General features: G+C 62.8%; 22 protein-coding genes and 1 pseudogene. 9 read left to right on the plus strand and 14 right to left on the minus strand.

The annotated features are described in order from the left end of the window. Window positions 1–223: 223 nt before the first annotated feature. The gene (cysS, locus tag LB543_RS08015; protein ID WP_224613692.1) at window positions 224–1,684 is read right to left on the minus strand and encodes a cysteine--tRNA ligase; all 1,461 of its coding nucleotides are present in this window, start codon (window positions 1,682–1,684) and stop codon (window positions 224–226) included. A gap of 415 nt (window positions 1,685–2,099) precedes the next feature. Here cysS and LB543_RS08020 point away from each other — a divergent pair, with 415 nt between their 5' ends. After that, window positions 2,100–2,255, plus strand: a complete 156-nt coding sequence (locus tag LB543_RS08020) for a hypothetical protein (protein WP_224613693.1) — start codon at window positions 2,100–2,102, stop codon at window positions 2,253–2,255. A 77-nt stretch (window positions 2,256–2,332) separates the two neighbouring features. Here the strand turns inward: LB543_RS08020 and LB543_RS08025 are convergent, their stop codons facing one another. Next, window positions 2,333–3,094 carry an SOS response-associated peptidase gene (locus LB543_RS08025; protein WP_224613694.1) on the minus strand — a complete coding sequence of 254 codons (762 nt, stop codon included), beginning with the start codon at window positions 3,092–3,094 and terminating at the stop codon, window positions 2,333–2,335. Window positions 3,095–3,213: 119 nt separating this feature from the next. Between LB543_RS08025 and LB543_RS08030 the strand changes: the two genes are divergently transcribed. From LB543_RS08030 to LB543_RS08045, 4 genes are all read left to right on the plus strand, one after another. Further along, complete coding sequence (locus LB543_RS08030; RefSeq protein WP_224613695.1) at window positions 3,214–3,636, plus strand: NUDIX hydrolase; 423 nt, start codon at window positions 3,214–3,216, stop codon at window positions 3,634–3,636. A gap of 111 nt (window positions 3,637–3,747) precedes the next feature. Continuing rightward, entirely contained in the window at window positions 3,748–4,125 is a 378-nt protein-coding gene (locus tag LB543_RS08035; RefSeq protein ID WP_140759298.1) for a TIGR02301 family protein, read from the plus strand. A 352-nt stretch (window positions 4,126–4,477) separates the two neighbouring features. Beyond that, complete coding sequence (locus LB543_RS08040; protein WP_140759296.1) at window positions 4,478–4,735, plus strand: hypothetical protein; 258 nt, start codon at window positions 4,478–4,480, stop codon at window positions 4,733–4,735. A gap of 69 nt (window positions 4,736–4,804) precedes the next feature. Then, a complete protein-coding gene (locus LB543_RS08045; RefSeq protein WP_224613696.1) occupies window positions 4,805–5,593 on the plus strand; it encodes an alanine and proline-rich secreted protein Apa in 789 nt (262 codons plus the stop codon). 54 nt (window positions 5,594–5,647) lie between these two features. On the opposite strand, the gene LB543_RS08050 is transcribed toward LB543_RS08045, so the two are convergent. The 3 genes from LB543_RS08050 to LB543_RS08060 form a co-directional block, all read right to left on the minus strand. Beyond that, on the minus strand, window positions 5,648–6,385 hold the full coding sequence (locus LB543_RS08050) for a nucleotidyl transferase AbiEii/AbiGii toxin family protein (protein WP_224613697.1): 738 nt from the start codon (window positions 6,383–6,385) through the stop codon (window positions 5,648–5,650). 61 nt (window positions 6,386–6,446) lie between these two features. Continuing rightward, window positions 6,447–6,674 carry a hypothetical protein gene (locus LB543_RS08055; RefSeq protein WP_140759292.1) on the minus strand — a complete coding sequence of 76 codons (228 nt, stop codon included), beginning with the start codon at window positions 6,672–6,674 and terminating at the stop codon, window positions 6,447–6,449. Between the two features lie 63 nt (window positions 6,675–6,737). Continuing rightward, window positions 6,738–8,063: a dihydroorotase gene (locus LB543_RS08060; protein ID WP_224613698.1), complete on the minus strand. Its 1,326-nt coding sequence runs from the start codon at window positions 8,061–8,063 to the stop codon at window positions 6,738–6,740. Window positions 8,064–8,144: 81 nt separating this feature from the next. Between LB543_RS08060 and LB543_RS08065 the strand changes: the two genes are divergently transcribed. Genes LB543_RS08065 through LB543_RS08075 form a run of 3 tightly spaced genes read left to right on the plus strand, consistent with a single transcriptional unit; the run spans window position 8,145 to window position 11,841 of the window. Further along, window positions 8,145–9,005 (plus strand): YgfZ/GcvT domain-containing protein, encoded by an 861-nt coding sequence (locus LB543_RS08065; RefSeq protein WP_224613699.1) that lies wholly within the window; start codon window positions 8,145–8,147, stop codon window positions 9,003–9,005. Further along, window positions 9,005–9,655, plus strand: coding sequence for an HD family hydrolase (locus LB543_RS08070; protein WP_224590536.1), 651 nt, complete (start codon window positions 9,005–9,007; stop codon window positions 9,653–9,655). Before LB543_RS08065 ends, LB543_RS08070 begins: the two co-directional genes overlap by 1 nt. A gap of 50 nt (window positions 9,656–9,705) precedes the next feature. Then, window positions 9,706–11,841 (plus strand): putative bifunctional diguanylate cyclase/phosphodiesterase, encoded by a 2,136-nt coding sequence (locus LB543_RS08075; RefSeq protein WP_224613700.1) that lies wholly within the window; start codon window positions 9,706–9,708, stop codon window positions 11,839–11,841. 16 nt (window positions 11,842–11,857) lie between these two features. On the opposite strand, the gene LB543_RS08080 is transcribed toward LB543_RS08075, so the two are convergent. Further along, complete coding sequence (locus tag LB543_RS08080; protein WP_224613701.1) at window positions 11,858–12,748, minus strand: fatty acid desaturase family protein; 891 nt, start codon at window positions 12,746–12,748, stop codon at window positions 11,858–11,860. A gap of 113 nt (window positions 12,749–12,861) precedes the next feature. Between LB543_RS08080 and LB543_RS08085 the strand changes: the two genes are divergently transcribed. Continuing rightward, complete coding sequence (locus LB543_RS08085; protein WP_224613702.1) at window positions 12,862–13,779, plus strand: LysR substrate-binding domain-containing protein; 918 nt, start codon at window positions 12,862–12,864, stop codon at window positions 13,777–13,779. Between the two features lie 16 nt (window positions 13,780–13,795). Here LB543_RS08085 and LB543_RS08090 read toward each other — a convergent pair whose 3' ends face one another. The 8 genes and pseudogenes from LB543_RS08090 to recO all read right to left on the minus strand — a co-directional run bounded on the left by LB543_RS08090 (window position 13,796) and on the right by recO (window position 22,442). Beyond that, window positions 13,796–14,068 (minus strand): DUF3303 domain-containing protein, encoded by a 273-nt coding sequence (locus LB543_RS08090; RefSeq protein WP_224613703.1) that lies wholly within the window; start codon window positions 14,066–14,068, stop codon window positions 13,796–13,798. Between the two features lie 17 nt (window positions 14,069–14,085). Then, window positions 14,086–15,549, minus strand: coding sequence for a RimK family protein (locus tag LB543_RS08095; RefSeq protein WP_140810212.1), 1,464 nt, complete (start codon window positions 15,547–15,549; stop codon window positions 14,086–14,088). Next, window positions 15,549–16,646 carry a peptidase C39 family protein gene (locus LB543_RS08100; protein WP_140810241.1) on the minus strand — a complete coding sequence of 366 codons (1,098 nt, stop codon included), beginning with the start codon at window positions 16,644–16,646 and terminating at the stop codon, window positions 15,549–15,551. Before LB543_RS08100 ends, LB543_RS08095 begins: the two co-directional genes overlap by 1 nt. A 207-nt stretch (window positions 16,647–16,853) precedes the next feature. Continuing rightward, window positions 16,854–17,645: an anti-sigma factor family protein gene (locus tag LB543_RS08105; RefSeq protein ID WP_224613704.1), complete on the minus strand. Its 792-nt coding sequence runs from the start codon at window positions 17,643–17,645 to the stop codon at window positions 16,854–16,856. Next, a complete protein-coding gene (locus LB543_RS08110) occupies window positions 17,642–18,160 on the minus strand; it encodes an RNA polymerase sigma factor (protein ID WP_224613705.1) in 519 nt (172 codons plus the stop codon). Before LB543_RS08110 ends, LB543_RS08105 begins: the two co-directional genes overlap by 4 nt. Window positions 18,161–18,334: 174 nt before the next feature. Then, window positions 18,335–21,068: pseudogene (locus LB543_RS08115) on the minus strand (DUF2339 domain-containing protein). An 82-nt stretch (window positions 21,069–21,150) separates the two neighbouring features. Continuing rightward, window positions 21,151–21,669, minus strand: coding sequence for a PaaI family thioesterase (locus LB543_RS08120; RefSeq protein WP_224613707.1), 519 nt, complete (start codon window positions 21,667–21,669; stop codon window positions 21,151–21,153). Continuing rightward, the gene (gene recO / locus LB543_RS08125) at window positions 21,666–22,442 is read right to left on the minus strand and encodes a DNA repair protein RecO (RefSeq protein ID WP_224590545.1); all 777 of its coding nucleotides are present in this window, start codon (window positions 22,440–22,442) and stop codon (window positions 21,666–21,668) included. Before recO ends, LB543_RS08120 begins: the two co-directional genes overlap by 4 nt. Window positions 22,443–22,471: the final 29 nt, after the last annotated feature.

Consider the following 22,471-nt stretch of genomic DNA (forward strand, 5'->3'; position numbering starts at 1 on the left):
GGCGGACACTGGATAATGCGTCACGGCAGTTCGCCCCCCTCTGCCCTGCCGGGCATCTCCCCCTCAAGGGGGGAGATCGGCAGCTTCATCGATAGCGCCGAACCTTCAACCTCGACGATTGGCGGAAGCTGCAGTGGCATCCAATCTCCCCCCTTGAGGGGGAGATGTCCGGCAGGACAGAGGGGGGCGCCTCGCGAAGACCTCTCCATTCCCGCCATCATCCTCACCGCTTGATCTCCCACGTCGTCACACGCTCGCCGGTGACCGGGTCCTTGCCGTCCTTCAACTGTACACCTTGCGCCAGAAGTTCATCGCGGATGCGGTCGGCCTCGGCCCAGTTCTTGGCGGCGATGAACTGTAAGCGCCTGGCGATGGCTGCAGCAATCGCGGCCTCGTCGACCTTGGCCGCGCCCACGTCGAAACCGAGGAATGCGAGCGAGGTTTTCAAGGAAGCCGCAGCGCCATTCTCGCCAGCGCCGCCGCTGCCATCAAAGTCGGTCGCCTCGCCGGCAAGCTGGGTGATCTGCTGGAAGGCCGCGTAGGTCGCGAGATCATCCGACAGCGCCTCCACGACCTCCGCCGGCAACTGACTTCCCGCCGCCGGCGCCAGGTCCGCCGCGCGTTTCCATTTGCGCAGCGTGTTCTCCGCCTCCTCCAGCTTGCGCACGGAAAAGTCGATCGGCTCGCGGTAATGCGTCATCAGCATCGCCAGCCGCAGCACATCGCCGGGCCATTTGCGACCGCCAAAAGTGTCGGTCGCCAGCAATTCGTGGATCGAATAGAAATTGCCGAGGCTCTTCGACATCTTCTGGCCCTCGACCTGCAGGAAGCCGTTGTGCATCCAGACATTGGCCATGACCGACGTGCCGTGGGCGCAGCGCGACTGGGCGATCTCGTTCTCATGGTGCGGGAAGATCAGGTCGAGGCCGCCGCCATGGATGTCGAAGACCTCGCCGAGATAGGCAGCCGACATGGCCGAGCATTCGATATGCCAGCCGGGCCGGCCCCTGCCCCATGGACTTTGCCAGCCGGGCTCCTCGGGCGATGACAGTTTCCACAGCACGAAATCGCCTGGATTCTTCTTGTGCGCGTCGACGGCGATGCGGGCACCGGCCTGCTGCTCGTCGAGATTGCGTTTCGACAATTGCCCATAGTCCGGCATCGACGCGGTGTCGAACAGAACTTCGCCTGCCGCGACATAGGCATGGCCGCGTCCGATCAGGCTTTGAATCAAGGTGATCATGTCGGCCTTGCCGTCGGCGCGGGGTTCGACGAATTCGGTCGCGCGCGGCTCGACCGTCGGCTCCAGGCAGCCAAGCGTGGCGACATCCGTATGGAACTGGTCGGCCGTTTTTTCGGTCACCCGCCGGATCGCTTCGTTGAGCGACAGTGTGCCGGCTGATATCTCGCCGCCGAAATCACGCAGCGCGCGCGCGTTGATCTTGTCGTCGACATCGGTGATGTTGCGCACATAGGTGACGTGCGTCTCGCCATAGAGATGGCGCAGCAGACGGAACAGCACGTCGAAGACGATCACCGGCCTGGCGTTGCCGATATGGGCGAAGTCGTAGACGGTGGGGCCGCAGACATACATGCGCACATTTCGCGAATCGATCGGCACGAAGTCCTCTTTCGTGCGCGTCAGCGTGTTGTAGAGGCGCAGGCCCTGTGATGCGTCAGACATTCCATGCTTCCCGTTCAGAACTTCTTGTCTGGATGGAGCCGGTCCAGCGCCGAGGCGCAAATCAGGCTCCAGCCTGCTGGCCGGGGCGTTTGTCCAATCTGGGGAAGATGAGGCGAAAACGTCCGGACCAGCGCGAGGCTAGCCAATAATGCAAATGCCACAAATGGCGAAAGACGTTTTCATGCGCGGCTTTATCGCCTTGACCAGTGTTGCCGTCAAGTCGCTGATCCCGGGAAAAACATCGCGAGTGCCGGCAAACGTATCGCCCGATCACACGGAATCAGCCAATGAAACATTTTATTAAACATGTCGGCACAGTCATGAAACATTCGCCGGCTAGATCACCAAGCGTCACGATTTGGTCTGATTCAGCAACCAGATCGCATACACGAAAACGTTACCTGGGAAGAGAAACATGCCTCGAAGCAAGCAGGAAGCCAACCGCGCCAAGCATCCGGCGCTGGCCAACCACTATCGTGCCATCGGACCGGCAGCCATTGTCGCCGCCCTTCTTCACACAGCGAAGAAGAAGAAGCCGGCGCAGAAGATCGTATCGCCCCGCGCCGCCTGAAGCGGCGCTCCAGCCGACGCAATCGCCGGCACTGAGGGCGCGAACAGGCGCCCTGGACATGAAGACCACGGGCTTCGCTAGAACAGCGTCAGTTGACTATTGTCCGCGCTGGGCTTCTGGCGCCTGACTTTCTCGGGTTCCGGCCCGATCTCGCCCCTCTCCTGAATTTCGGGTCCGGTGTTGGCGACCTTGTTGACGAGGTCGGAGACAGGAATCGCCTCGAAGAAATCGCGCTGTGCCGGCCGCAGTAGGTCGGCGACATCGCGCGGTTCGCGCGTGCGGCAATCCAGCCAGCGGGCAAAGTCGGAGATATCGATCACCACCGGCATCCGGTCATGGATATGGGCGATATCGGCGTTGGCGTTGACGGTCAGGATGGCGCCGGTATCCATCTCCGATCCGCCCGGCTCGGCATAGGTTTCGATCAGGCCGGCAAAGGCGACCAGCCCGCCATGCCTGGGGCGGATCCAATAGGGCTGCCCCTTCTTGCCTCCGGTCTGCCGCCACTCGTAAAAGCCGGATGCCGGCACCAGCGCGCGGCGGTGGCGCATGGCGGCCTTGAACGAGGCCTTTTCGATCGCACCTTCGGAGCGCGCGTTGAACAGCAGTGGAAACTCCCTGGTGTCCTTGACCCAGGCGGGAAGTAGGCCCCAGCGCACCAGCATCGGCTGCCGGTCCGGCAGGTTGGAGCGGGGCGCGCGGGGGGCGCCGGCGATCGCCATCAACACAGGCTGCGTCGGCGCGATATTGTAACGCGCCGGAAATTCCTCCAACTCGGCAAGGCCCAGAAAGGCAGCGGTCTGGCCCGGCGTGGCGGTCAAGGCAAAGCGTCCGCACATGATGGAGCCTTTCGAATGGTTCGGCTTCGAAAGTGGCTATGGAATGGGGGGCGCGCAACCGGTAATGCTTCCTTCTACCGGGCGATCCACAACAGACCGGTCCTCGAATGAGCCTGATCATGAACGAAGCGCGCAAGACACTCCCCGCCGTCTCGGTCGCCGTCGTGCGGGGGGACAGCGTGCTCCTCGTGAAACGGGCAAAGCCGCCTTCGCAAGGGCTCTACGCCTTTCCCGGCGGCAAGGTCGAAGGCGACGAGACACTGGAGGACGCGGCACAGCGTGAACTGATGGAAGAGACCGGCTTGCGCGCCACCGGCTTTCGCCCGCTCCGGGAAATCCACATCGACGGCAGGGACGACAGCCACCCGGTCGATTATCTCCTCACGGTCTTCGGCGCCGCCTATGCCGGTGGCGAGGCCGTGGCCAGCGACGACGCCGAGACAGCGGCCTTCTATACACTCAAAGAGATGACCCTGTTGCCGCTTGCCGGCTCGGTGTTGGCGGTCGCCGAGGAACTCCTCGGTCACATTCAAACACGCTGACGCCGCACTCAAAAATCGCCTTGCAGGCGACAAATTGTTTCGCCACAAGGCTCATGTTGTCTCGCCAGCCACGACTTGGGCCGTTCGGCAGGCCAAAACGGCTTTGGGCTTATGAACCGTCCGTCGATACTCCTCGCCATTTGCCTTGCCGTCAGCGCGGCCGTCCCGGTACGGCCCGCGTTCAGTGCCGAGTCGCCGTTCGAGCCGGGGCTGATGCGGTTGGCGGAGGTTCTGGGATCGCTGCATTTCCTGCGCAATTTGTGCGGGGAGAAGGGCGACCGGTGGCGGGGCGAGATGGAAAAACTGCTCGATTCGGAAAATCCCGATCCAGAACGCCGCGCCCGCTTCATCGCCAGCTTCAATCGCGGCTACCGCTCCTTCGGCGGCACCTACAGCCGGTGTACCGCTTCGGCCACCGAAGCCATCAGCCGTTATATGAAGGAAGGTGAGACGCTGTCGCGCGACATCGCTTCGCGCTATGGCAACTGAGCATCCATCAAGAGATATAGGCCAGTAGCCAGGGGATCATCCATATATCCGGCTTGTGCCTGTCTATATCTTGGTGCAATCCTGATGTTGCACTTCTGCAACAGCATTAATCAAACGTTACCACGCGAATGCAGAATTAACTCAAACTGAAGGTTTTCGCCCCGCAGGCCGGCCTAATCGGCTAAGTTTGATCCGGGTTGAAAAGCAGCTTCGCCGAACACAGTTGGCCCCTGTAAAAGACGATCAAAAAAATGTCGTATTTACAGATACTTACTTGAAGTTGCCTATGAATGGAACAGATCAAGCCTGATCCACACTGATGGGTTGCCGCTTGAAAGGGTGGACATCGCTTATGGAACATGCTGCCAACGATATCGACGCGCTGGTCAGGGAAGAGAAGCGCCTGACGGCGGTTGAGAGCCACAGCGAAGCCTGGGCGGAAGGCCTTTCGGCCGGCATCGAGCCCGAGATCATTGCCGAGGCGGCGCTCGAAACGGCATTCGGCGAAATGCTGCGCGCCAATGGCGAGACCTCGGCCCTTGCCCTGCTGGACCGTATGCGTGAAAAGGTGATTGGTGGCGCCTTCGAACCCGATCGGCTGCGGCACTGAACCAATATCAGGTTCTTTGACGATTGGATGCCGACCGGGCACCATGCCCGGAGCAGGGAGATACGGGCAGTGAATTTTCCGATGTCGGGCAGGTCGAAGGGCCTCGTCCTCTACATCCGCCTCGCCGCTTGCTGTGGTGCGATTGCCTTGGTGACGTGCCTGGCCAGCAGCCCTGCCCATGCGCTGAGCGAGATCAAAAACGAAGAACTCCCCTCCCCGGTTACACCGGCAACGGATGGCGACAGTTCGACGCCCGGAAGCACGGTTCCCATGCCTGCCCCGGTGGGAACGGCGCCTTCGAGCAGCCAGCCGGCCGCCCCGGACGCCGCGGAGCCGGACAGCCCATCGGATGGCGGCAGCAACAGGCCGCGCGTCGATCCCGAGGCGCCCCTGCCGGAAGTCGTCTACGACCTCGGCAAGCTGCCCGAGCCCGTGCGGCGCATGCACGACCTGATCATCGAAGGCTGCAAGAGCGGCGACATCGAGAAGCTCAGGCCCTTGATCGGCAAGGGCGACAGTATGACCCAGTTGTCGTTGGCCGACATCGATGGCGACGCCATCGCCTTCCTCAAGGGGCTTTCGGGCGACCCTGACGGCCAGGAGATCCTGGCCATTCTGGAAGAGGTGCTCAGCGCCGGCTACGTCCATGTCGATGCGGGCACGCCGCAGGAACTCTATGTCTGGCCGTATTTCTTCGCGCTGCCGCTCGACAAGCTCGACGCCAAGCAGCGGGTCGAGCTGTTCAAGATCGTCACCGCCGGCGATCTCGACGACATGAAGCAGTTCGGGGCCTACATCTTCTACCGCGTCGGCATCACGCCTGCCGGGCAATGGACCTTCTTCGTCGCCGGCGATTGAAGCTGCCGCCTGCTTGCTTGCGGCAGGATGCGAGCAGCATCGTGGACAATGTTGCTATTTGAGCGCGCTGGCGGGTTCTGCAATGATGTCTGCATCCGGCCAAATGCGAATGCTTTCGTTCCGAAGAACCGAAATGGCCCCGCTAGCCTTATCAGCCTCCATCTGCAGAATCTCGGCTGCGTAACTCAGCTCTACCGTATCCCGAAGCTTGTTGACCACCCACACAACCTTGTGCCGGACATCCTGTCCATATGCAGCCTGGGCCTTCGCTACGGCGTCGCTCGGGATCTCCCGATAGGCGCTGACCAACATTCCAAGGTCAATAGCATCGCGATAGCCGACAGCGCGGTCTTGGCATCGGTCGGCATTCGCCAATAACTTCTCGGCGAACATGTCCGAGGGGATCAAAGAAGGTACGTTTAGATCGTCATCGAAACGACCTTGCAATGGGATGCGGGCTTCACGAACGATCTCAAACTTGATCAATTGCCCCCTCAACCGCACCACGGTCCTCAGGCCATACTGATCAATCCGAAAATCTCGAACAGCTTCGACTGGTTCAGGAAAGAATGCCCTTACCCCACGTTCGACCGCCGACGTTCGCAATTGGCGATAGCCGTCGGCATCCGCGCACAGAAAATCGACATCCAACGACCGCCGATACTCGCCCAATTTCAACACAATCGCCGTCCCGCCACCGAACCAGCATTGGGTTGCCGTCAGGAAGTCACGGTCCATAAGCGCGAGGGCTTCCGAGATAATCATGTGCTCGGGCTTCCTGAATTTCTTCATGACTTTCGCTCGCACTGTGTCCGGTTGATGTTGCAGATGCGACACGAAGATAGGAAGAGATTTAGCCGGTGGTCAGAAGGATGCCGTGACCGAATTCGCTGGCAAGATTCTGGATAAGCAGCTTTTCGCGCGCCGTAAGCCGTGTTTGATCGACAAAGCGCCAATTGCGCTCGTACAACGCAAATGCTTCGTTGGCCGGGATCAGTCGTGCGACATCGCGATTCCACAAGAGCGCTTGCAGCTCTGGAAACTCGGCGGGGTCAATCATAGGCTCGAGTTGTGCCTTCATGGTGCTCTGAACATAGTGCAGAGCGCTTAAAAATCAAAGACGTGACGCGTCGGCAATGGCCGTCTAACCGGGTAACGCCTCGGAAAACTCCACCGCCCTGCCCTGGCCGGGTGTGGCGATCTCGCCCTCCCACATGACGCGCGTGCCGCGAATGACGGCGCCGATCGGCCACCCGGTCACCTGCTTGCCGTCATAAGGGGTCCAGCCGGCTTTCGAGCCGGCCTGCGCGTTGGTGATGGTTTCGCGCCGCTTCATGTCGACAATGGTGAAGTCGGCATCATACCCGGCGGCGATGCGGCCTTTCCTCGCCATGCCGAAGATGCGCTGCGGGCCATGGCTGGAGAGATCGACGAAACGCTGCAGGGTCAGCCGGCCGGCATTGACGTGGTCGAGCATGATCGGCACCAGCGTCTGCACGCCGGTCATGCCCGAGGGCGAAGCCGGATAGGACTTTGCCTTCTCGGCCAATGTGTGCGGTGCGTGGTCGGAGCCGAGCACGTCGACAACGCCCTGCGCAATGCCGTGCCAGACGCCGTCGCGATGGCGCTTGTCCCGCACCGGCGGGTTCATCTGGATCAGCGTACCGAGCCGCGCATAGTCGTCGGCGCTCAGCGTCAGATGGTGCGGCGTAGCCTCGCAAGTCGCGACGTCCTTATGATGCTCGAGGAACAGGATCTCCTCGGCGGTCGAGATGTGCAGGACATGGATGCGGGCGCGAACGTCGCGCGCGATGCGGACCAGCCGTTCGGTGCAGCGCAAGGCGGCGATCTCGTCACGCCAGATCGGATGCGATGACGGGTCGCCCTCGATGCGCTCGCCCAGGCGCTCGCGCAGCCGGAACTCGTCCTCCGAATGAAAAGCGGCGCGGCGGCGCGTGTTTCGCAGGATCGAGGCGACACCTTCATCGTCCTCGACCAGCAGGTCGCCGGTGGACGATCCCATGAAGACCTTTATTCCCGCAGCCCCCGGTAAGCGCTCGAGGTCGCCGACGTCCCTGGCGTTGTCGCGGGTGCCGCCAACCCAGAAAGCGAAATCGCAATGCATGCGGCCGCTGCCGCGCCGGACCTTGTCGGCAAGCGCTGCCTCGCTGGTGGTTAGCGGGTTGGTGTTGGGCATCTCGAAGACGGCGGTGACACCGCCGAGCACGGCAGCCCGCGATCCCGTTTCCAGATCTTCCTTGTGCTCCAGTCCCGGCTCGCGGAAATGCACCTGGCTGTCGACGACACCGGGCAGGATATGCAGGCCCCGGCAGTCGATCGTCTCGCCAGCCGAGGCCTGGCGTAGATCGCCGATCAAGGCGATGCGCCCGCCCTTCACGCCGATATCGCGCAGCCCCTCGCCGTCATGATTGACCACTGTGCCGCCTGTCAGGATGAGGTCGTAGGTCATGGTGATGCTCTCTTGCGGGGGGAGTGTCAGCGGCTTACGTAATGGCCAACCGTATTGCAAGATCAGGCTTTTATCCGCCCCATGTCCTTTGCCCCACTGAAAGACCGCGCGCTCATCTCCGTCTCCGGCCCGGATGCCGAACACTTTCTGCAAAACATCCTCACCACCGATCTCGATACGCTTGGCAATGGTGAGGCAAAGCCGGGCGCGCTGTTGACGCCGCAAGGCAAGATCCTGTTCGACTTCCTGATCTCACGGGCAGGAGAAAACGCCTTCAGCATCGAATGCCGTGCCGACGTTTTAGATGATTTCATTCGCCGGCTGATGCTCTACAAACTTCGCGCCAAGGTCGAGATTGCCAAGTCGGAACAAACGCTCGTCACTGTCGCGTGGGGAAAGGAATCAATCGCTTCAGAAAGTGATTCAACCGCGGTCGCCGACAGGCGCTTTGGCGACGAAGGCGTCACACGCGTCTATGCCGGTACCGGGGATACCGGCGACATCGCCGCGTGGCAGGCCTTCCGCATCGCCCGCGGCATTGCCGAGAGCGGTACCGATTATGCACTCGGCGATGCGTTTCCGCATGACGTGCTGCTCGACGAGATGGGCGGTGTCGGCTTCAAGAAGGGCTGCTATGTCGGCCAGGAGGTCGTGTCGCGCATGCACCATCGGGGCACGGCCCGGCGGCGCGTGCTGATTGTCGAGGCCAGGCTTCCCCTGCCCGCCGTCGGCACCGAACTGACTGTCGAGGGGCGGTCGGTCGGCACGCTCGGCTCGAGTGCCGGCACATCAGGGCTTGCCATTGCCCGCATCGACAGGGTCAAGACGGCGTTGGACGTCGGCCAACCGATCCTGGCGGGCGATGTGCCGGTAACGCTCACCATCCCCGCCTGGGCCAAATTCAGTTTCCCGCAGGAAACCGCCGGCGCGGAGGAAGCCTGATGGCGGCGGACCGCGCCGGTGCGCCGCCACGCGCCTGGCAGCGCATGCTGTCCGGCCGCCGGCTCGACCTGCTCGATCCCTCGCCGCTCGACATCGAGATTTCGGACATCGCACATGGGCTCGCCCGCGTCGCGCGCTGGAACGGCCAGACCAGCGGTGAGCACGCTTTTTCGGTGGCCCAGCATTCACTGCTGGTCGAGGCGCTGTTCAACGAGCTGGTGCCGCAGGCTTCGGCCGACGACCAATTGGCGGCGCTGCTGCACGATGCGCCCGAATATGTCATCGGCGACATGATCTCGCCATTCAAATCGGTGATGGGCGGCAGCTACAAGGACTGCGAATTGCGCCTGCAACGCGCCATCCATCTGCGTTTCTCGCTGCCTCCCGAACCGGCCGCCTTACTGCGCAAGGAGATCAAACGCGCCGACCAGATCGCCGCCTATTTCGAGGCAACGCTGCTCGCCGGGTTTTCGACCGCCGAGGCGACCGAATTCTTCGGCCGCCCGCGCGGTTTTTCCGCTGAGCGCTTCGACTTCGCGCCACGCTCGGTAACCTGGGCACAGACCGCGTTCCTGAAGCGGTTTTCGGCGATCGAGACATCAAGACATCACGTTGCGACATCCGCGCTAGGCCAGAAAACGCTAAATTAACCGAAAGCGTCAACAGTGTGGTGTTCGATCAAGCACCGCAGGGGCGCCTCATGCCCGTCGTAAAGGATGGTTCGATCGTCCCGGAACGGGTGGCCGGAGACATGGAGGGGTCGCGCCGCATGCAAGATGAGCTGCGCGAGCAGAACGAACGCTTTTCAGCCGCTGTCGAAAACATGTCGCATGGCCTGTGCATGTTCGACGCCGATGAACGCATGATCATCTGCAACAGCAACTACATCGACATCTTCCACCTCGACGCCAAGGTGGTGCTGCCAGGCATCCGCTTCATCGACATCCTGCGGCACAGCGTCGAGCTCGGCGTCGCCTCGCAAAGCGCCGACGAACTCTATGCGATCCGCAAGCCCTATATCGACCAGGCGAAGCCTTCGACCTACGAAGAAATCCTGTCGGACGGCCGTATCATCCTTATCTCGCACCGGCCGCTGGCTTCGGGCGGCTGGGTCTCGATCTACGAGGATATCACCGAACAGCGGCGCGCCGAGCAGGACCTCAAGGAGCAGCATCGCCGCTTCGACGCAGCGCTCGCCAACATGTCGCAAGGCCTGCTGATGTACGACGCCGACGGCAAGATGATCGTGCGCAACGGGCGCTTTCTGGAATTGTACAACGTCACGGCGGCCGACTTCCCGCTTGGAACGACGCATCGCGACGCGCTCGAGCGACTGCTGGAACTCGGCATCTACACGAAGATCGACGTCGACAGCGAAGTCGCCAAGACCGAAGCCTGCCGGCGGGCGGGAAAAATGCATTCGACGTATCGCCATCTTGCCGACGGCAGGACGTTTCTGGTGATGCGCCAGCCGATGAGTGGCGGCGGTTGGGTGGCGACGTTCGACGACGTCACGGAACGCCGTCTGGCCGAAGAGCGCATGACCCATCTTGCGCATCACGACATGCTGACCGGACTGCCCAACCGATCGATGTTCCGCGAGCGGCTCGACCTTGCGCTGGAGGATGTGGCCGCTACGCCGCTCGCGATCTTCTCGCTCGACCTCGACCGTTTCAAGGCGGTCAACGACACCTGGGGACACCCCGCCGGTGACTGGCTGTTGAAGAGTGTGGCCGAAAGACTGCAGCGTTGCCTGCGCAATGATGCAGATATGGTCGCCCGCTTCGGCGGTGATGAGTTCGTCGTCATCCAATCCAACTCGGTGGGCATTGCCGATGCCGAGAAACTGGCGAAACGCATCGTCGAGGCAATCGCAAAACCGTTTCGCGACAAGGGCCGGGACATGCATGTCGGCGTCAGCCTGGGCATCGCCGTTTTCCCCGCCGATGGCCGCGACGCCGACACGCTGCTGAAGAACGCCGATACGGCGCTCTATCGGGCAAAGAACGATGGGCGAAACCTCTATCGCTTCTTCGAACCTGGAATGGACGCCCTGGTGCAGGCCCGCCGGGCGCTTGAAGTCGACCTGGAGGCGGCGCTGCCACGCCAGGAATTCGATCTCGATTTCCAGCCCATCATGAACATCGCCTCGGGCGAGATCATCGGCGCGGAGGCCTTGATGCGCTGGCATTCACCAGCGCGCGGCGGGGTGGAGCCGGATCAATTCATCCCGGTCGCCGAAGAGACCGGACTGATCGTGCCGCTTGGCGAGTGGGCGCTGAGGAAAGCCTGCGCGGTGGCGGCTAGCTGGCCGCCGGGTTTGCGCATTGCGGTCAATGTCTCGGCGGTGCAGCTCAAAAGCAGAGGGTTTGCCCGCATCGTTATCTCGGCTCTGGCCTTTTCCGGCGTGCCGGCCGGACAGCTCGAACTGGAAATCACCGAAACCGTGCTGATGGACGAGAGCAAAGCCGTGCTGAAAACGCTGCGCCAGCTGCGTGAGCTCGGCATCCGCATCGCGCTGGACGATTTCGGCACCGGCTACTCCTCGCTGGGCTACCTCAGGCGTTTTCCGGTCGACAAGATCAAGATCGACCGATCATTCATTCACGACATGGGCAATCGCGACACGGCGGCGATCGTTCGCACCATCATCGGTCTCGGCACCGAGCTTGGCATCGTCGTCACGGCCGAGGGCGTCGAAACCGGGAGGCAACTCGACATGCTGCGCGCCCATGGTTGTGTCGAGGCGCAAGGCTATCTGATCGGCGTGCCGTCGAAGGCGGCCGACATCCAGCGTCTGTTGCAATCACGCGCGCGGCGCAGCCAGACCGGCTGACGGCATCGGGACAAGCTCAGCTCAGTGTTTCCAGGTATTTCTCGTGGAAGCTGACGTAGCCGGGCTCGACCACGTTCAGATGCCGCTCGATCAGCGCGTGAAACCGCGGCAATTGGTGAAACGGCACGCCGGGATAGGCATGATGCTCGGCATGGAACGGCATGTTCCAGGCCAGCCTGCGCACCGCCCAGTTGGTCAGCGTCGTCCTGGTGTTTTCCAGCATGTTGGCGACGAATGGACAGCGGCCGTGCTCGGCCAGCAGATAGAGGCGCAGGAACGGCTGCCCGAGCAGAGCGGGAATGATCCAGACATAGAGCAGCACCGTCGCCTTGAACCAGACGGCAAGCGCGAGGACCACGATATAGAACCCGATCATCGCACGTGCCTCGGCACGCACCTTGGGCAGGCCCTTTGGCGGCACATAACCGTCGCGGCAGCTTCCACGCGCATTGGTGTACAGCGTCTTGAAATGCCCCCACCACACCGGCAGGCCCGAGACGTGGACAATGTATTGCCACAAGGTCTCCGGTTTCGGGAAGGCGAGCTCGGGATCGTTTTCCGGATCTTGCGTATATCGGTGGTGAGCGAAATGGAAGTAGCGGAACCAGTCGGCCGGCAGCGCGATCGCCAGGCTGCATAGCCGCGCCACGCCATCGTTCAGCCGCTGTGTTTCAAAAGCCGTGCGGTGAACCGTCTCGTGCAACAGCGTGAACAGGAACACGATCAGGATGCCTTGGGGCAGCATCAGCAATGGCCAGAACGGCGCCCTCGCCGCGATCAACGATCCAATGATGACAATCGCACCCAAATGAGCGCCGAGCTGGAACAGGCCCGCGACATCGGATTTGGCCGTCAGCCGATTGCGCTCTTCCGGTGTCAGTGACGCGATGATGTCGCGATGGTCCACTAGGCTTCGATCCAGGCTGGAGATTGACGACGACCATTCTAGTTGGCGAAAAAGCTTTCCAAAAACGACGATTCCTGCGATTTGGATAAGGCAAGCTTATCTATCGGGCGGCCATGGTCACATCTCCATCCCTGAAAGGGCTTCAAGCTTTCGAGGCTGCGGCACGTACCGGCAGCTTTGCCGCGGCGGCGGAAGAGCTTTCGGTCTCGGCCGCCGCCGTCAGCCAGCTTATCCGCACCTTGGAGGAGCAGATGGGCCGCAAGCTGTTTCAGCGGGTCAACCGGCGCGTTGTCCTCACCGAGGCCGGTGCGGAAATGCTGCCGCGGCTGACAGTGGCCTTCCAGGAGATCGGCAGCGTCTCGCGCGAACTGGACGGCGATGCATTCCGCCCGCGCCTGGTGGTCTCGGTGCCGCCATCCATGGCCATGGGCTGGCTTTCGCAGCGTCTGGCTGGCTTCGTCGCAAGCCAAGGCGCCGCCGACATATCGCTGCGGGGCGATGACGACCCGGTGCCGTTCGACCGCGAGCTGATCGACATCAGGCTCTCCTACGGCCCGCACTATCGCGAGCATCCGACCGAGGACATTGCCAGGGATGCGGTCTACCCCGTATGCGCGCCAAAGCTTGCCGGCATGGCCAACGCGGGCGGCGAGCCGCTCGCCGGGCCGCCGCTCATCCACACGGATTGGGGACCGACCGGCGCATCGTTTCCGTCCTGGCGCAACTGGTTCGAGGCGACGGGTGCCCAACCTGGTCGAGCGGTGCGGCGCGGCCTGTCGGCCAATTCGTCGCGCGCGGCCCTCGACCTCGCCATTTCGGGGCTGGGCGTGGCACTGGCGCAAGGGATCTACTGTGCCGAGGCGGTGGAGGATGGCCGGCTGGTCCGGCCCGCCGCGAGCGCGATAGCATTGCGCCAGCCCTATTGCCTGACCATCCCGGAGCGGAGCGCAAGGCGCGATGTCGTGGCCGCGTTCCGCGATTGGCTGATCGACGAATGCCAGCGCGCCGTCGGCTCGCGGGCGCTGCGCTGAACGGGAGGGGCGATGATCAGAGGTGCCCGCTCAAGGCCGCCACCATGTCCTTGTTGGGCGCCACGGGCACGATCTCGAATTCGACCAGGTCGGACCATTCGATGACCCAGCGCTGCAGCAGCGTGACGTCATCGGCCTCCACCAGCAGGAAACAGCGGCTCATATCGGCCGCGATCCAGCTATGGTGCACGACAAGCTCCTCCGGCTTCAGGCGGCCACGGTCGCGGAACCGGCGATAGATTTCCTTGCGGTCGCAGCCGGTGAAATCCTCGATGACGATGAACAGCATCTTTTGCCTCGGTTGAATTACCGTCCCGGCCTGTCGAGTCGCTCCAGGAACCACTGCGTCAACCGCACCCAGACCTCGTCCTTCTCGCCGGAATCCTCCCAGCCGTGGTCGAGATTGGGATTGTCGTTGACCTCGATGACGAAGACACCGTCCTTCGTCTCCTTGAGGTCGACGCCATAGAGGCCGTCGCCGATACAGCGCGCCGCCTTCACCGCCGTTTCGACGACATGAGGCGGTGTCTCCTTCAGCGTGAAGGTCTTGATGCCGCCCTGGTCGGGCTTGCCATTGGCCTTGTGGTTGACGATCTGCCAGTGCTTCTTGGCCATCAGATAGTGCACGGCAAACAGCGGCTGGCCACCGAGCACGCCGACACGCCAGTCATATTCGGTCGGGATGAATTTCTGCGCGATCAGAAGATCGGAATCCTCTAGCCATTCGGTGGCAAGCGTCTTCAGCTCCTCGAAATTGGCGCATTTCTTGACACCACGCGAGAATGACGAATCCGGGATCTTCAACACCAGGGGAAAACCCAGCGTCTGCGCCGCGAGTTCGAGATCAGAGGGGCCGGCGATCATCACCGTCGGCGGCACCGGCACCTTGTTGTAGGCCATCAGTTCGTTGAGATAGACCTTGTTGGTGCAGCGGATCATCGACAGCGGGTCGTCGATGACAGGCATGCCTTCCTGCTGGGCGCGGCGGGCGAAACGATAGGTGTGATTGGAAATCGAGGTGGTCTCGCGGATGAACAGCGCATCGTAATTTGCGAGCTTGGCGAGATCTTTCCTGGTGATGGGCTCGATTTCGACCCCCATCTTCTCGGCGATCTTTGCCCAGTAGCGCAGCGACGATATCTCCGACGGCGGCAATTCCTCATGCGGATCGACCAGCGTGGCGAAGGTGTAGCGCGCCGGGGTGCGGCCCTTGGTGTCGCGCCACTCGCGATTGGTGTAAGTCTCCAGGCACTGGATGAAGCTTTTTTCCTCGTCCTCGGTCATGCGCGCCAGCGGGTGGAGGCCGATCTTGCGGATCGAAGCCCATTCGGCGCTGTCCTTGAGGTGGACCTCGAGCGCCGGCGCGCGGAACCAGTCGAACAACAGCTTTGCGAAACGGTCCCAGACCTTGGATGGGCCGATGCCGAAGAAGATGCAGACCTTCGCCGGGAATACGCCGCCGAGATCCTTGCGGCATTTGTTGAGCGCCAGTTCCAGTTCCGGCAACGCATGCTCGTAGAGCTTGCGTTCCGACAGGTCGATCATCGTCTCGACGGTCGGGATGACCTTGTGGCCGCGCGAACCTGCCAGCAGCGACGCATAATAGCCGCGGCTCTGGTAGCCGTAATTGTTCGACAGGTTGATGACCTTCGGCCGCTGGCCGCGAAACAGCGAGGGATGCGCGAGATAGTCACGATTGGTGATGATCTTGTGCGGTGTCGCCACCTGGTCGAGATCGCTCTGCCTGCCGGTAAGAATGACCCAGGTCATTATCTCTTTCCCAAAGTGATGGCGGCACGCAGTCCGTCGCGGCCGAACTGCGCCATGTTCATGAAGATGCCGTAAGGCACGGGAATGTTGGCGGCATCAAGGATGGTTTCCTGCCTTTCATCCTCGACCCACGGATCGTGGATCAGAATATGATCGCCATCATCGCCGATGGCCAGCACCCAGTGCGGCACCTTCTTGCCAAACATCAGGAAGCCGCTGATCAGCACCAGCACCAGTTTGCCCGCGGCGAGAGCCGCCCTGATATCGTCGATGGTGAACGAACGGTAGTTCACCGGGATGCCGTAAAGTTCCGCGCGGCGGCGAAAGTCGACCTGTGCCAATTCCATGATCCGGCGCTTGTCCTCGCTACGCACCGATTGCAGGAACAATGCGCCGTAGAAGGAAACGTAGATCTCCGCCGCAAGCCCGCTTTCGTATCCCGAAACGGCCAGACCGAATGGCTCGCAACCTCCCGGCCCAGACATCATGAAGACGGTCGTCGCCTCGCGCCAGAGTCGGATTTCCATCACCGGATCGGGCACGAAGCCGCCATCGAAATTGGCCATGGCCATCATCAGGCAGCACGGACCGCAGGTGAACTCGCAGGTCTGCTGATAGAATGGCACCCTGGTGGCGACCGGTAGGTCGCCGCGCAAGGTTTTTTCGTAACGCAGCGCCGTCGCGCCGTCCTCGTAGTACCCCGGCTCGCGGCCGATCTTGCGGTAGCCGGCCTGCTCGTAGATACCGATGGCACGGCCATTGTCCTCACGCACTTCGAGACGCAGCATCATGCGGTCGTGTTCGAAGGCCGCCTCTTCGGCCGCGGACAGTAATTGGCGTCCCATGCCGAGTCCGCCGAAAAACGGGCCGACGGCTATGGAATAGAGCCGTGCCACCCCACTGCCCTTGCGAAACAGCACGATTGCATAACCGCCGACGCGGCCATCGATTTCGGCGACCAGCGTCTCGGCGGTCTCGCGCTCGATGAACAGTCGGAAGGAACGACGGGAAATGCGGTCGCTCGAGAACACAGCTTTCTCGATGGCGGCGAGGTCATCGACGTCGGACGCACGGGCCTTGCGGATCTCGGCAGGCATGCGGCTTGAGAAAACCTCGATTGCGTTGCGGAAACGGCCCCGGTCAAAAGCGTCGCGAACACCGGCCGAAGCGCCGGTATTCATCAAGCGCTATCGCTCCTTGATTAGGGCCGAATTGTGACAGTTTCCGCCTCGGCAGGGAAGCTGGCAAGCTTTGAACGGAATCGCTGTTTTCAAGCCAGCCGGCCGCGCAAGATCGCAACCGGCTCAGCTGGCGAGACCGGCCAGAAGCTGGCCATATGCACTCTTGGCCACGACCGCCAATTGCTCGCGCGGCAGCGAACCGACGACGGCACAGCCATAGCCCTTGTCCAGCCAGTAGACGGCCTGCGGACCGTCCTGCGCCGAAGCGTAGGTGCCCTTGGCATTCTCGGTCGATTCCGCCGTCACGAAGAGGGATATGCGCTCGCCCTTGTCATCTTCGTAGAGCAGCATTGCCGCCTTGCTTTCACCGGCCGGCAGCAACCGGCCACCGACCAGCTGGAAGCCGTTCGCACTCAAGTCCGGCGCCACCAGCTTCAAGCCGATCTGGTTGGACAGCCAGGTCTGCAGATGATCCTTGTCGCTGGCCGGCACTTCCACCGCATGCCGCTTCTCGGCGGCATAGATGACATGGGCGGCGATCGCCTGTTCAGCGAGTTGATCCTTCGCCTGATCCTCCTGCCCGAGGCCGTCGATGCCGGCAAAGTAGCCGCCAAATCCGCCCGTAGCCAAAAGCACGGCCGCGGCGGCGGCAAGCCACCAGCGCGAGCGTGGCACCGCAACCTTAACAGGCGCTTCGCCGAGCACCACCTTGCGCAAACGCGCAGGAACCGGCTCATCCAGCACGCCGGCAAAGGCTGAGCGCAATGCCTCCCGGTCGGCCGTGAAGCGGGCGCTCCTGGCCTTCATCTCGGGATTGGAGTCGAGCCAGGCATCGTAGGCGGCACCTTCATCTGCCGGCAGTTCGCCGTCCAGCGCCATGTGGATGTCCCGTTCGGAAAAATCTCGGCGGATCATTTCTCGACGATCCTTATGGCACGGCGGCGCGCTGTGTCGTCCAGCAACCCACGCAGTTCCTCACGTCCTCGCGCGATTCGCGACATCAGCGTGCCCGCAGGCACACCCAGAATGTTGGCGGCCTCGGCATAGGAAAAGCCCTCGATGGCAACCATGACCAGCGCTGCGCGGCGATCGGGGCTGATCGCCTGCAATGCGTCGATGATCTCGCGCGAAGCGATGCCCTCCAGCTGTTCGGGCGGCTGGGCAACCGCCTCGCCCGCCTCCAGCGGCAGCATCGCCGCTTCGCCGCGGCGGTTCACCTTGCGCATCTGGTCGATGAACAAATGATGCATGATCGTAAACAGCCACCTCCGAGGGCTTTCTCCTATCTGCCAGTTGTCGAGCCGCAACAGCGCACGCTCGAGGCAGTCCTGAACGAGATCGTCGGCAGCATCGCGGTCGCGCAAAAGCGAGCGTGCGTAGCGGCGCAGGCGCGGTATCTCGCCAAGGATTGCTGCCTTCTTTTCGTTCATGACCGCTGGTTCTGAGGTCGCCCTTGTTGATCTCGATTGAACGCGCCTTCCCGGCACGGCGCAAGCGGCCAGCGCGAAGCGGTCCACCGCTCCGGTCACCCAAGCAAAGAGATAACGCCGGCGGGTGCCGGTTTATTCCCGACCCGACAAAGAAAACCAATGATTCGCAGGCGACTATCCCTTTTCCTTCGCCGCCCGCGTCAAGAGCCGCTGGTAAAACAGACCAATGCCGATCAGCACCGCGCCCAGACCGATGAAGGACAGCGCCCTGAGCACACCCTCCAGTTCCGACATGTCGAAGAGGAAGACTTTCAGGATGGCAACCGCGATCAGCCCGGCCGAAGCAATGCGCAGCACCTGCGATTTCAGCCAGACGCCAGCCGTGAGCAGCACCACGCCGATCACCAGCCAGAGTGCCGAATAGGTGTAGGTCTCCAACTGGCCAAGGCCGCTCCACAAGCCGATGAACTCGCCCTTGAACAGACGCCTCACCGAGAGCGTGGCATAGCCGAAGGCAAGCAGCGCCGCCACCAGAGCCAGCATGGCCGAATACCATTTCGGCCGCTTGCCCCTGCTATAGAGCGCCAGGCCGCCGGCGGCGGCGGCCGGCAGGAGATAGGCCAGGAACAAAAGATTGAAGACCGGAATCCGACCGGTCGATTCGTCGGTGAACAACGGATTGAGCACCAGGAAATGCTGGACGGCGACGAAGGCGACCGAGACCACGCCCACCGCCATCGAACCATAGCGCAGCACCGAGCTTGGCGAGCGCCTGTCGATGGCGATCAGGATGGCGCCGGCACCGATGGCGATCAGCGTGTAGATCGCCTGCTCGGCGAGCGTTGGCGCATCGCTGTTGATGACGCCGCCGTGCATGGCGTGGCGCACCAGCATGGCGAGCGTCAGCAGCGCAAACAGTGCCGCCGCGGCTTCCATGGCGAGGCGCGGTCGGCCATCGGTGGTGCGGGCGAGTTGCCAGGCCGCGAAGCCGAAGCCGAGCGCCGGCACACCATAGCCCGGCAGCAACCAGTTGAAGACCGGTGTTGTCGACAGGAACCCGGCCCCCACGATCGTCGGGTCGAAGGCGACGCGGCCAAGCACCGCGATGACGGCGGCGACTGAAATCCAGCCGAGCACAGGATAAGAGCGCCAGCGCGTGGCGAGCGCCGACACGATTGCCGCTGCACCGAGCAGGATGGTGGTCCAGCCGGAATCAAAAGCCATGTGCAGCATCAGGAGACCCGCGACTGCCGCGCCGGCCAAAACAAACGACACTGCCACGCCGCCCTTGAGCGGCGGTTCCTCAGCCCGCGCGATCCACTCGCCACCGGCGGCGAAACCCACGACCAGCAGGGCCGCGACGGCGGCATATGCAAAGTCACGGTCGAGATTGCCGAAGGTGAGCCAGAGCGCCAGCAGGATGACCAGAGGCACGATGACGCCCCATGCGGCCCACGAGGCTGCTCGGATCTGCGCCGAGGCGGCGAACGTTCGCGCGGCCCAGAGACCGGCGGCAATGAAGACAAGGCCGAGGCCAATGCCGAGGCGCAAGCTCAGCGCGTTAGCAGTGACCAAAGGCACCCCATCAACACCCAAAGCGCCGCTCGAAAAATCGGAACCGATAGAGGTCGGCGGGATGATGCCGAGATAGATCACCACCGTCGCCAGTCCGGCGGCATAAAGCAGTGGCAGCGCCAGCGGGCGGTAGAGCGCCACTGCTACCATCGCCATAAGCAGCACCGCGCCCGGCAAGGCGTCACCGGCAGCTGCGAAGACCGGGTCAACCGAGAGGCCCAGCGCCGAGAAGGCGACGAACAGTCCAGGCACGATGGACGGCCAGTCAAAGATTCTTGCTGGTCCGGTCTCGCCGCCACGACTGCTCAGCCAGACAAAAGCCAGCACGGCCAGCGTCACAGTGTCGATGAACAGGATCGCGGAGAGGTTCGCGCCCGGTGCGTCGGTCATGTAGAGGATGGTCCAGATGCCAGTGCCGAAAAAGGCGGCCGCCATCAGCGCTTTCCAGTCGCGCATGCGGGCGATGACGCCGGTGGCGGCGAGCACGATGGCGAGATAGCCGAACAACGCCCAGGGATTGGGCGCCTGCGAAGCGATCAGCAGCGGCGTCACCATGGCGCCGACGAGACCGATGCCAGCCAGCGCCTGGCCGTGGACGAGAGCGGCGGCGATGGTCGCAATGCCGATCGCACCGAGCAGCGTGAAGGCAAGCGCCGGACCGATGAAGCCGTAAACGCCATGGGCGGCATAGACGGTGCCGAACAGGATGAAGGCACCGGCCGCGGTCAGGATCGCCGGAATATAGGCGCCGGCAACACCTTGCACCGGCACCCTGAAGCCGGTGCGGCGAATGAACTCGCCGCCGGCGACCAGAACCAACCCGAGCACCGCCGCCATGGTGAGCCGCACGCCGGGGCCGAAAATGCCGGCCTCGATGGTGTAGCGGATCAGGAACAAGCCGCCCAGAGCCAGCGCAATGCCGCCGACCCAGACCGCCCAACGCGTGCCGAGCGCGGTTTCGACGTCGGACTGGCCAGCGGCTTTGGCGGCCGCGGCCGGTGCGGCCTCTGGCGTCTTCGGTGTTGCCTCGGGTGTGCTCCAAGGACCGGGCACTCTCTCCGTAGCCGGGATTTCCGCCTCCGTGGCCTGTACCAGCGCGGGCTCGCTTGATTGCTGCCGGGGCGATATCGGCCGCGGGCACGGCTGCCGGAGCCGTGTCGGCCTTGCCCTCGGCCGCTTCCGATGGCCTGGCCGCGGGCGGCACCGCGCCCGAAAGCACGAGACTGCGCAGCGCGCCAAGTTCGCGCTCGATCAGGCCGATGCGGCTCTGCTGGCGCGAAATGATGACGAACAAGGCGATGATGGCGACAAGGCCGATCAGGCTTTCAAACATGGCGGTTCCCCCAAACCAGGCCAGTTTTCACTGACGTTTCGTCTCACTGACACTCAAATACGGCGGCCAGACGGCTGAAAACTCAACGTGCCGCCAGATTGGCGGCTGGAAATATCGAACATGTCTCGGTGCCGAAAGCCAGCAGTTTGCCGCCGGCGTCCTTCAGCGTTGCTTCCGAAACGGCAAGCGTGCGGCCCTTGTGGACCACCTTGCCTTCGCAGACGACCTCGCCGGTCCTGGGCGTGATCGGCCGCGTGAGGTTCACCTTGAACTCCGCCGTCGTGTAGCCCTCGCCCTTGTCGAGCAACGTCTGCACGGCGCAAGCCAAGGCCGAATCGAGCAGCGTCGCCGCCCAGCCGCCATGAACGCCACCCAGCGGGTTGAGGTGGCGTTCGTTCGGTACGCCGCGAAATACGGCGCGACCTTCCGATACTTCGGTCAACGCGAAGCTGAGCTGGAAGGAGATCGGCGGTGCCGGATATTTGCCGTCGATGATTCGCTGCAGCAATTCGAGGCCGGTGTATTTCAGGATGTCGGCATGGGGAATGGTGCCAAGGCCGAGCGGCGAGACCCGGCCCGGATAGAGTTCGACTTCGCTCATCTGATGATTTCTCTGGCCGCGTTCTCTCCGGCGATGGGCTTGTGCGCTGCGTGGTGTTTGCGCAGCGCTGCAAGAAAGCCGGCGCGCGCGTCGGGCTGATCGATGCCGCGCGGCTCGTAGACATGGCGAGCGAAGAAGAAACCGGTCAAGCGGAAGGCGTCCGCGATCGCCGCCTGATTCGCACGCATGCCGGAGCCGCGCTCCAGAAATGCGGGCAATACCAGCATCTTGTCGTGCCATGGCGCCCCGGCTTCACGCGACACCGCGCGTCCCGATTTCGGCGAGACATAGGCAAGATCCTGTTTGGTGCCGGTGGCGGCGCATTGACTGAGATCGAGGCCAAAGCCGAGTTCATCGAGGATCAGAAGCTCGAAACGCGCCACCAACTCGCCGGCGGCGTCGGCATCGTCCAGGTGGACGATCATCACCGAAAGCGCCTCGTAGAGGCCGCCATGGGCATCACGCTCGGGCAGCAGGCGCAGGTGCGCCGCCATCGTCTGAAGACCGTAGACGGCGATGGCACTGTCCATCAGCCGGGCGGCATTCATTTCGATCGCTTCGGCCTGGAAGGTACCCAGATGCTCGTCGAGGCGCGCACGCCACAAGAGATCGACGCGATTGCCGGGCTGGAGAACGGGCTGCTGCTTGCGGGAGCGGCCGCCGCGCACGAGGCCAAGATGCCGGCCATGGGCACGTGTCATCACCTCGAGAATGGCGCTGGTTTCGCCATGCTTGCGGGTGCCGAGAATGATTCCCTCGTCGCGCCATTCCATATCAGGAGCTTTTCACCGATCGGGTGGCG

It is taken from the genome of Mesorhizobium sp. ESP7-2 (genome assembly GCF_020164715.1).
Taxonomy (GTDB): domain Bacteria; phylum Pseudomonadota; class Alphaproteobacteria; order Rhizobiales; family Rhizobiaceae; genus Mesorhizobium.

Excerpts from the sequence above, each read along its gene's own strand:
- cysS (WP_224613692.1), bottom strand. The coding sequence starts at position 1,684 with ATGTCTGACGCATCACAGGGCCTGCGCCTCTACAACACGCTGACGCGC.
- LB543_RS08020 (WP_224613693.1), top strand. The coding sequence starts at position 2,100 with ATGCCTCGAAGCAAGCAGGAAGCCAACCGCGCCAAGCATCCGGCGCTG.
- LB543_RS08025 (WP_224613694.1), bottom strand. The coding sequence starts at position 3,094 with ATGTGCGGACGCTTTGCCTTGACCGCCACGCCGGGCCAGACCGCTGCC.
- LB543_RS08030 (WP_224613695.1), top strand. The coding sequence starts at position 3,214 with ATGAACGAAGCGCGCAAGACACTCCCCGCCGTCTCGGTCGCCGTCGTG.
- LB543_RS08035 (WP_140759298.1), top strand. The coding sequence starts at position 3,748 with ATGAACCGTCCGTCGATACTCCTCGCCATTTGCCTTGCCGTCAGCGCG.
- LB543_RS08040 (WP_140759296.1), top strand. The coding sequence starts at position 4,478 with ATGGAACATGCTGCCAACGATATCGACGCGCTGGTCAGGGAAGAGAAG.
- LB543_RS08050 (WP_224613697.1), bottom strand. The coding sequence starts at position 6,385 with ATGAAGAAATTCAGGAAGCCCGAGCACATGATTATCTCGGAAGCCCTC.
- LB543_RS08055 (WP_140759292.1), bottom strand. The coding sequence starts at position 6,674 with ATGAAGGCACAACTCGAGCCTATGATTGACCCCGCCGAGTTTCCAGAG.
- LB543_RS08060 (WP_224613698.1), bottom strand. The coding sequence starts at position 8,063 with ATGACCTACGACCTCATCCTGACAGGCGGCACAGTGGTCAATCATGAC.
- LB543_RS08065 (WP_224613699.1), top strand. The coding sequence starts at position 8,145 with ATGTCCTTTGCCCCACTGAAAGACCGCGCGCTCATCTCCGTCTCCGGC.
- LB543_RS08070 (WP_224590536.1), top strand. The coding sequence starts at position 9,005 with ATGGCGGCGGACCGCGCCGGTGCGCCGCCACGCGCCTGGCAGCGCATG.
- LB543_RS08075 (WP_224613700.1), top strand. The coding sequence starts at position 9,706 with ATGCCCGTCGTAAAGGATGGTTCGATCGTCCCGGAACGGGTGGCCGGA.
- LB543_RS08085 (WP_224613702.1), top strand. The coding sequence starts at position 12,862 with ATGGTCACATCTCCATCCCTGAAAGGGCTTCAAGCTTTCGAGGCTGCG.
- LB543_RS08090 (WP_224613703.1), bottom strand. The coding sequence starts at position 14,068 with ATGCTGTTCATCGTCATCGAGGATTTCACCGGCTGCGACCGCAAGGAA.
- LB543_RS08095 (WP_140810212.1), bottom strand. The coding sequence starts at position 15,549 with ATGACCTGGGTCATTCTTACCGGCAGGCAGAGCGATCTCGACCAGGTG.
- LB543_RS08100 (WP_140810241.1), bottom strand. The coding sequence starts at position 16,646 with ATGCCTGCCGAGATCCGCAAGGCCCGTGCGTCCGACGTCGATGACCTC.
- LB543_RS08105 (WP_224613704.1), bottom strand. The coding sequence starts at position 17,645 with ATGATCCGCCGAGATTTTTCCGAACGGGACATCCACATGGCGCTGGAC.
- LB543_RS08110 (WP_224613705.1), bottom strand. The coding sequence starts at position 18,160 with ATGAACGAAAAGAAGGCAGCAATCCTTGGCGAGATACCGCGCCTGCGC.
- LB543_RS08120 (WP_224613707.1), bottom strand. The coding sequence starts at position 21,669 with ATGAGCGAAGTCGAACTCTATCCGGGCCGGGTCTCGCCGCTCGGCCTT.
- recO (WP_224590545.1), bottom strand. The coding sequence starts at position 22,442 with ATGGAATGGCGCGACGAGGGAATCATTCTCGGCACCCGCAAGCATGGC.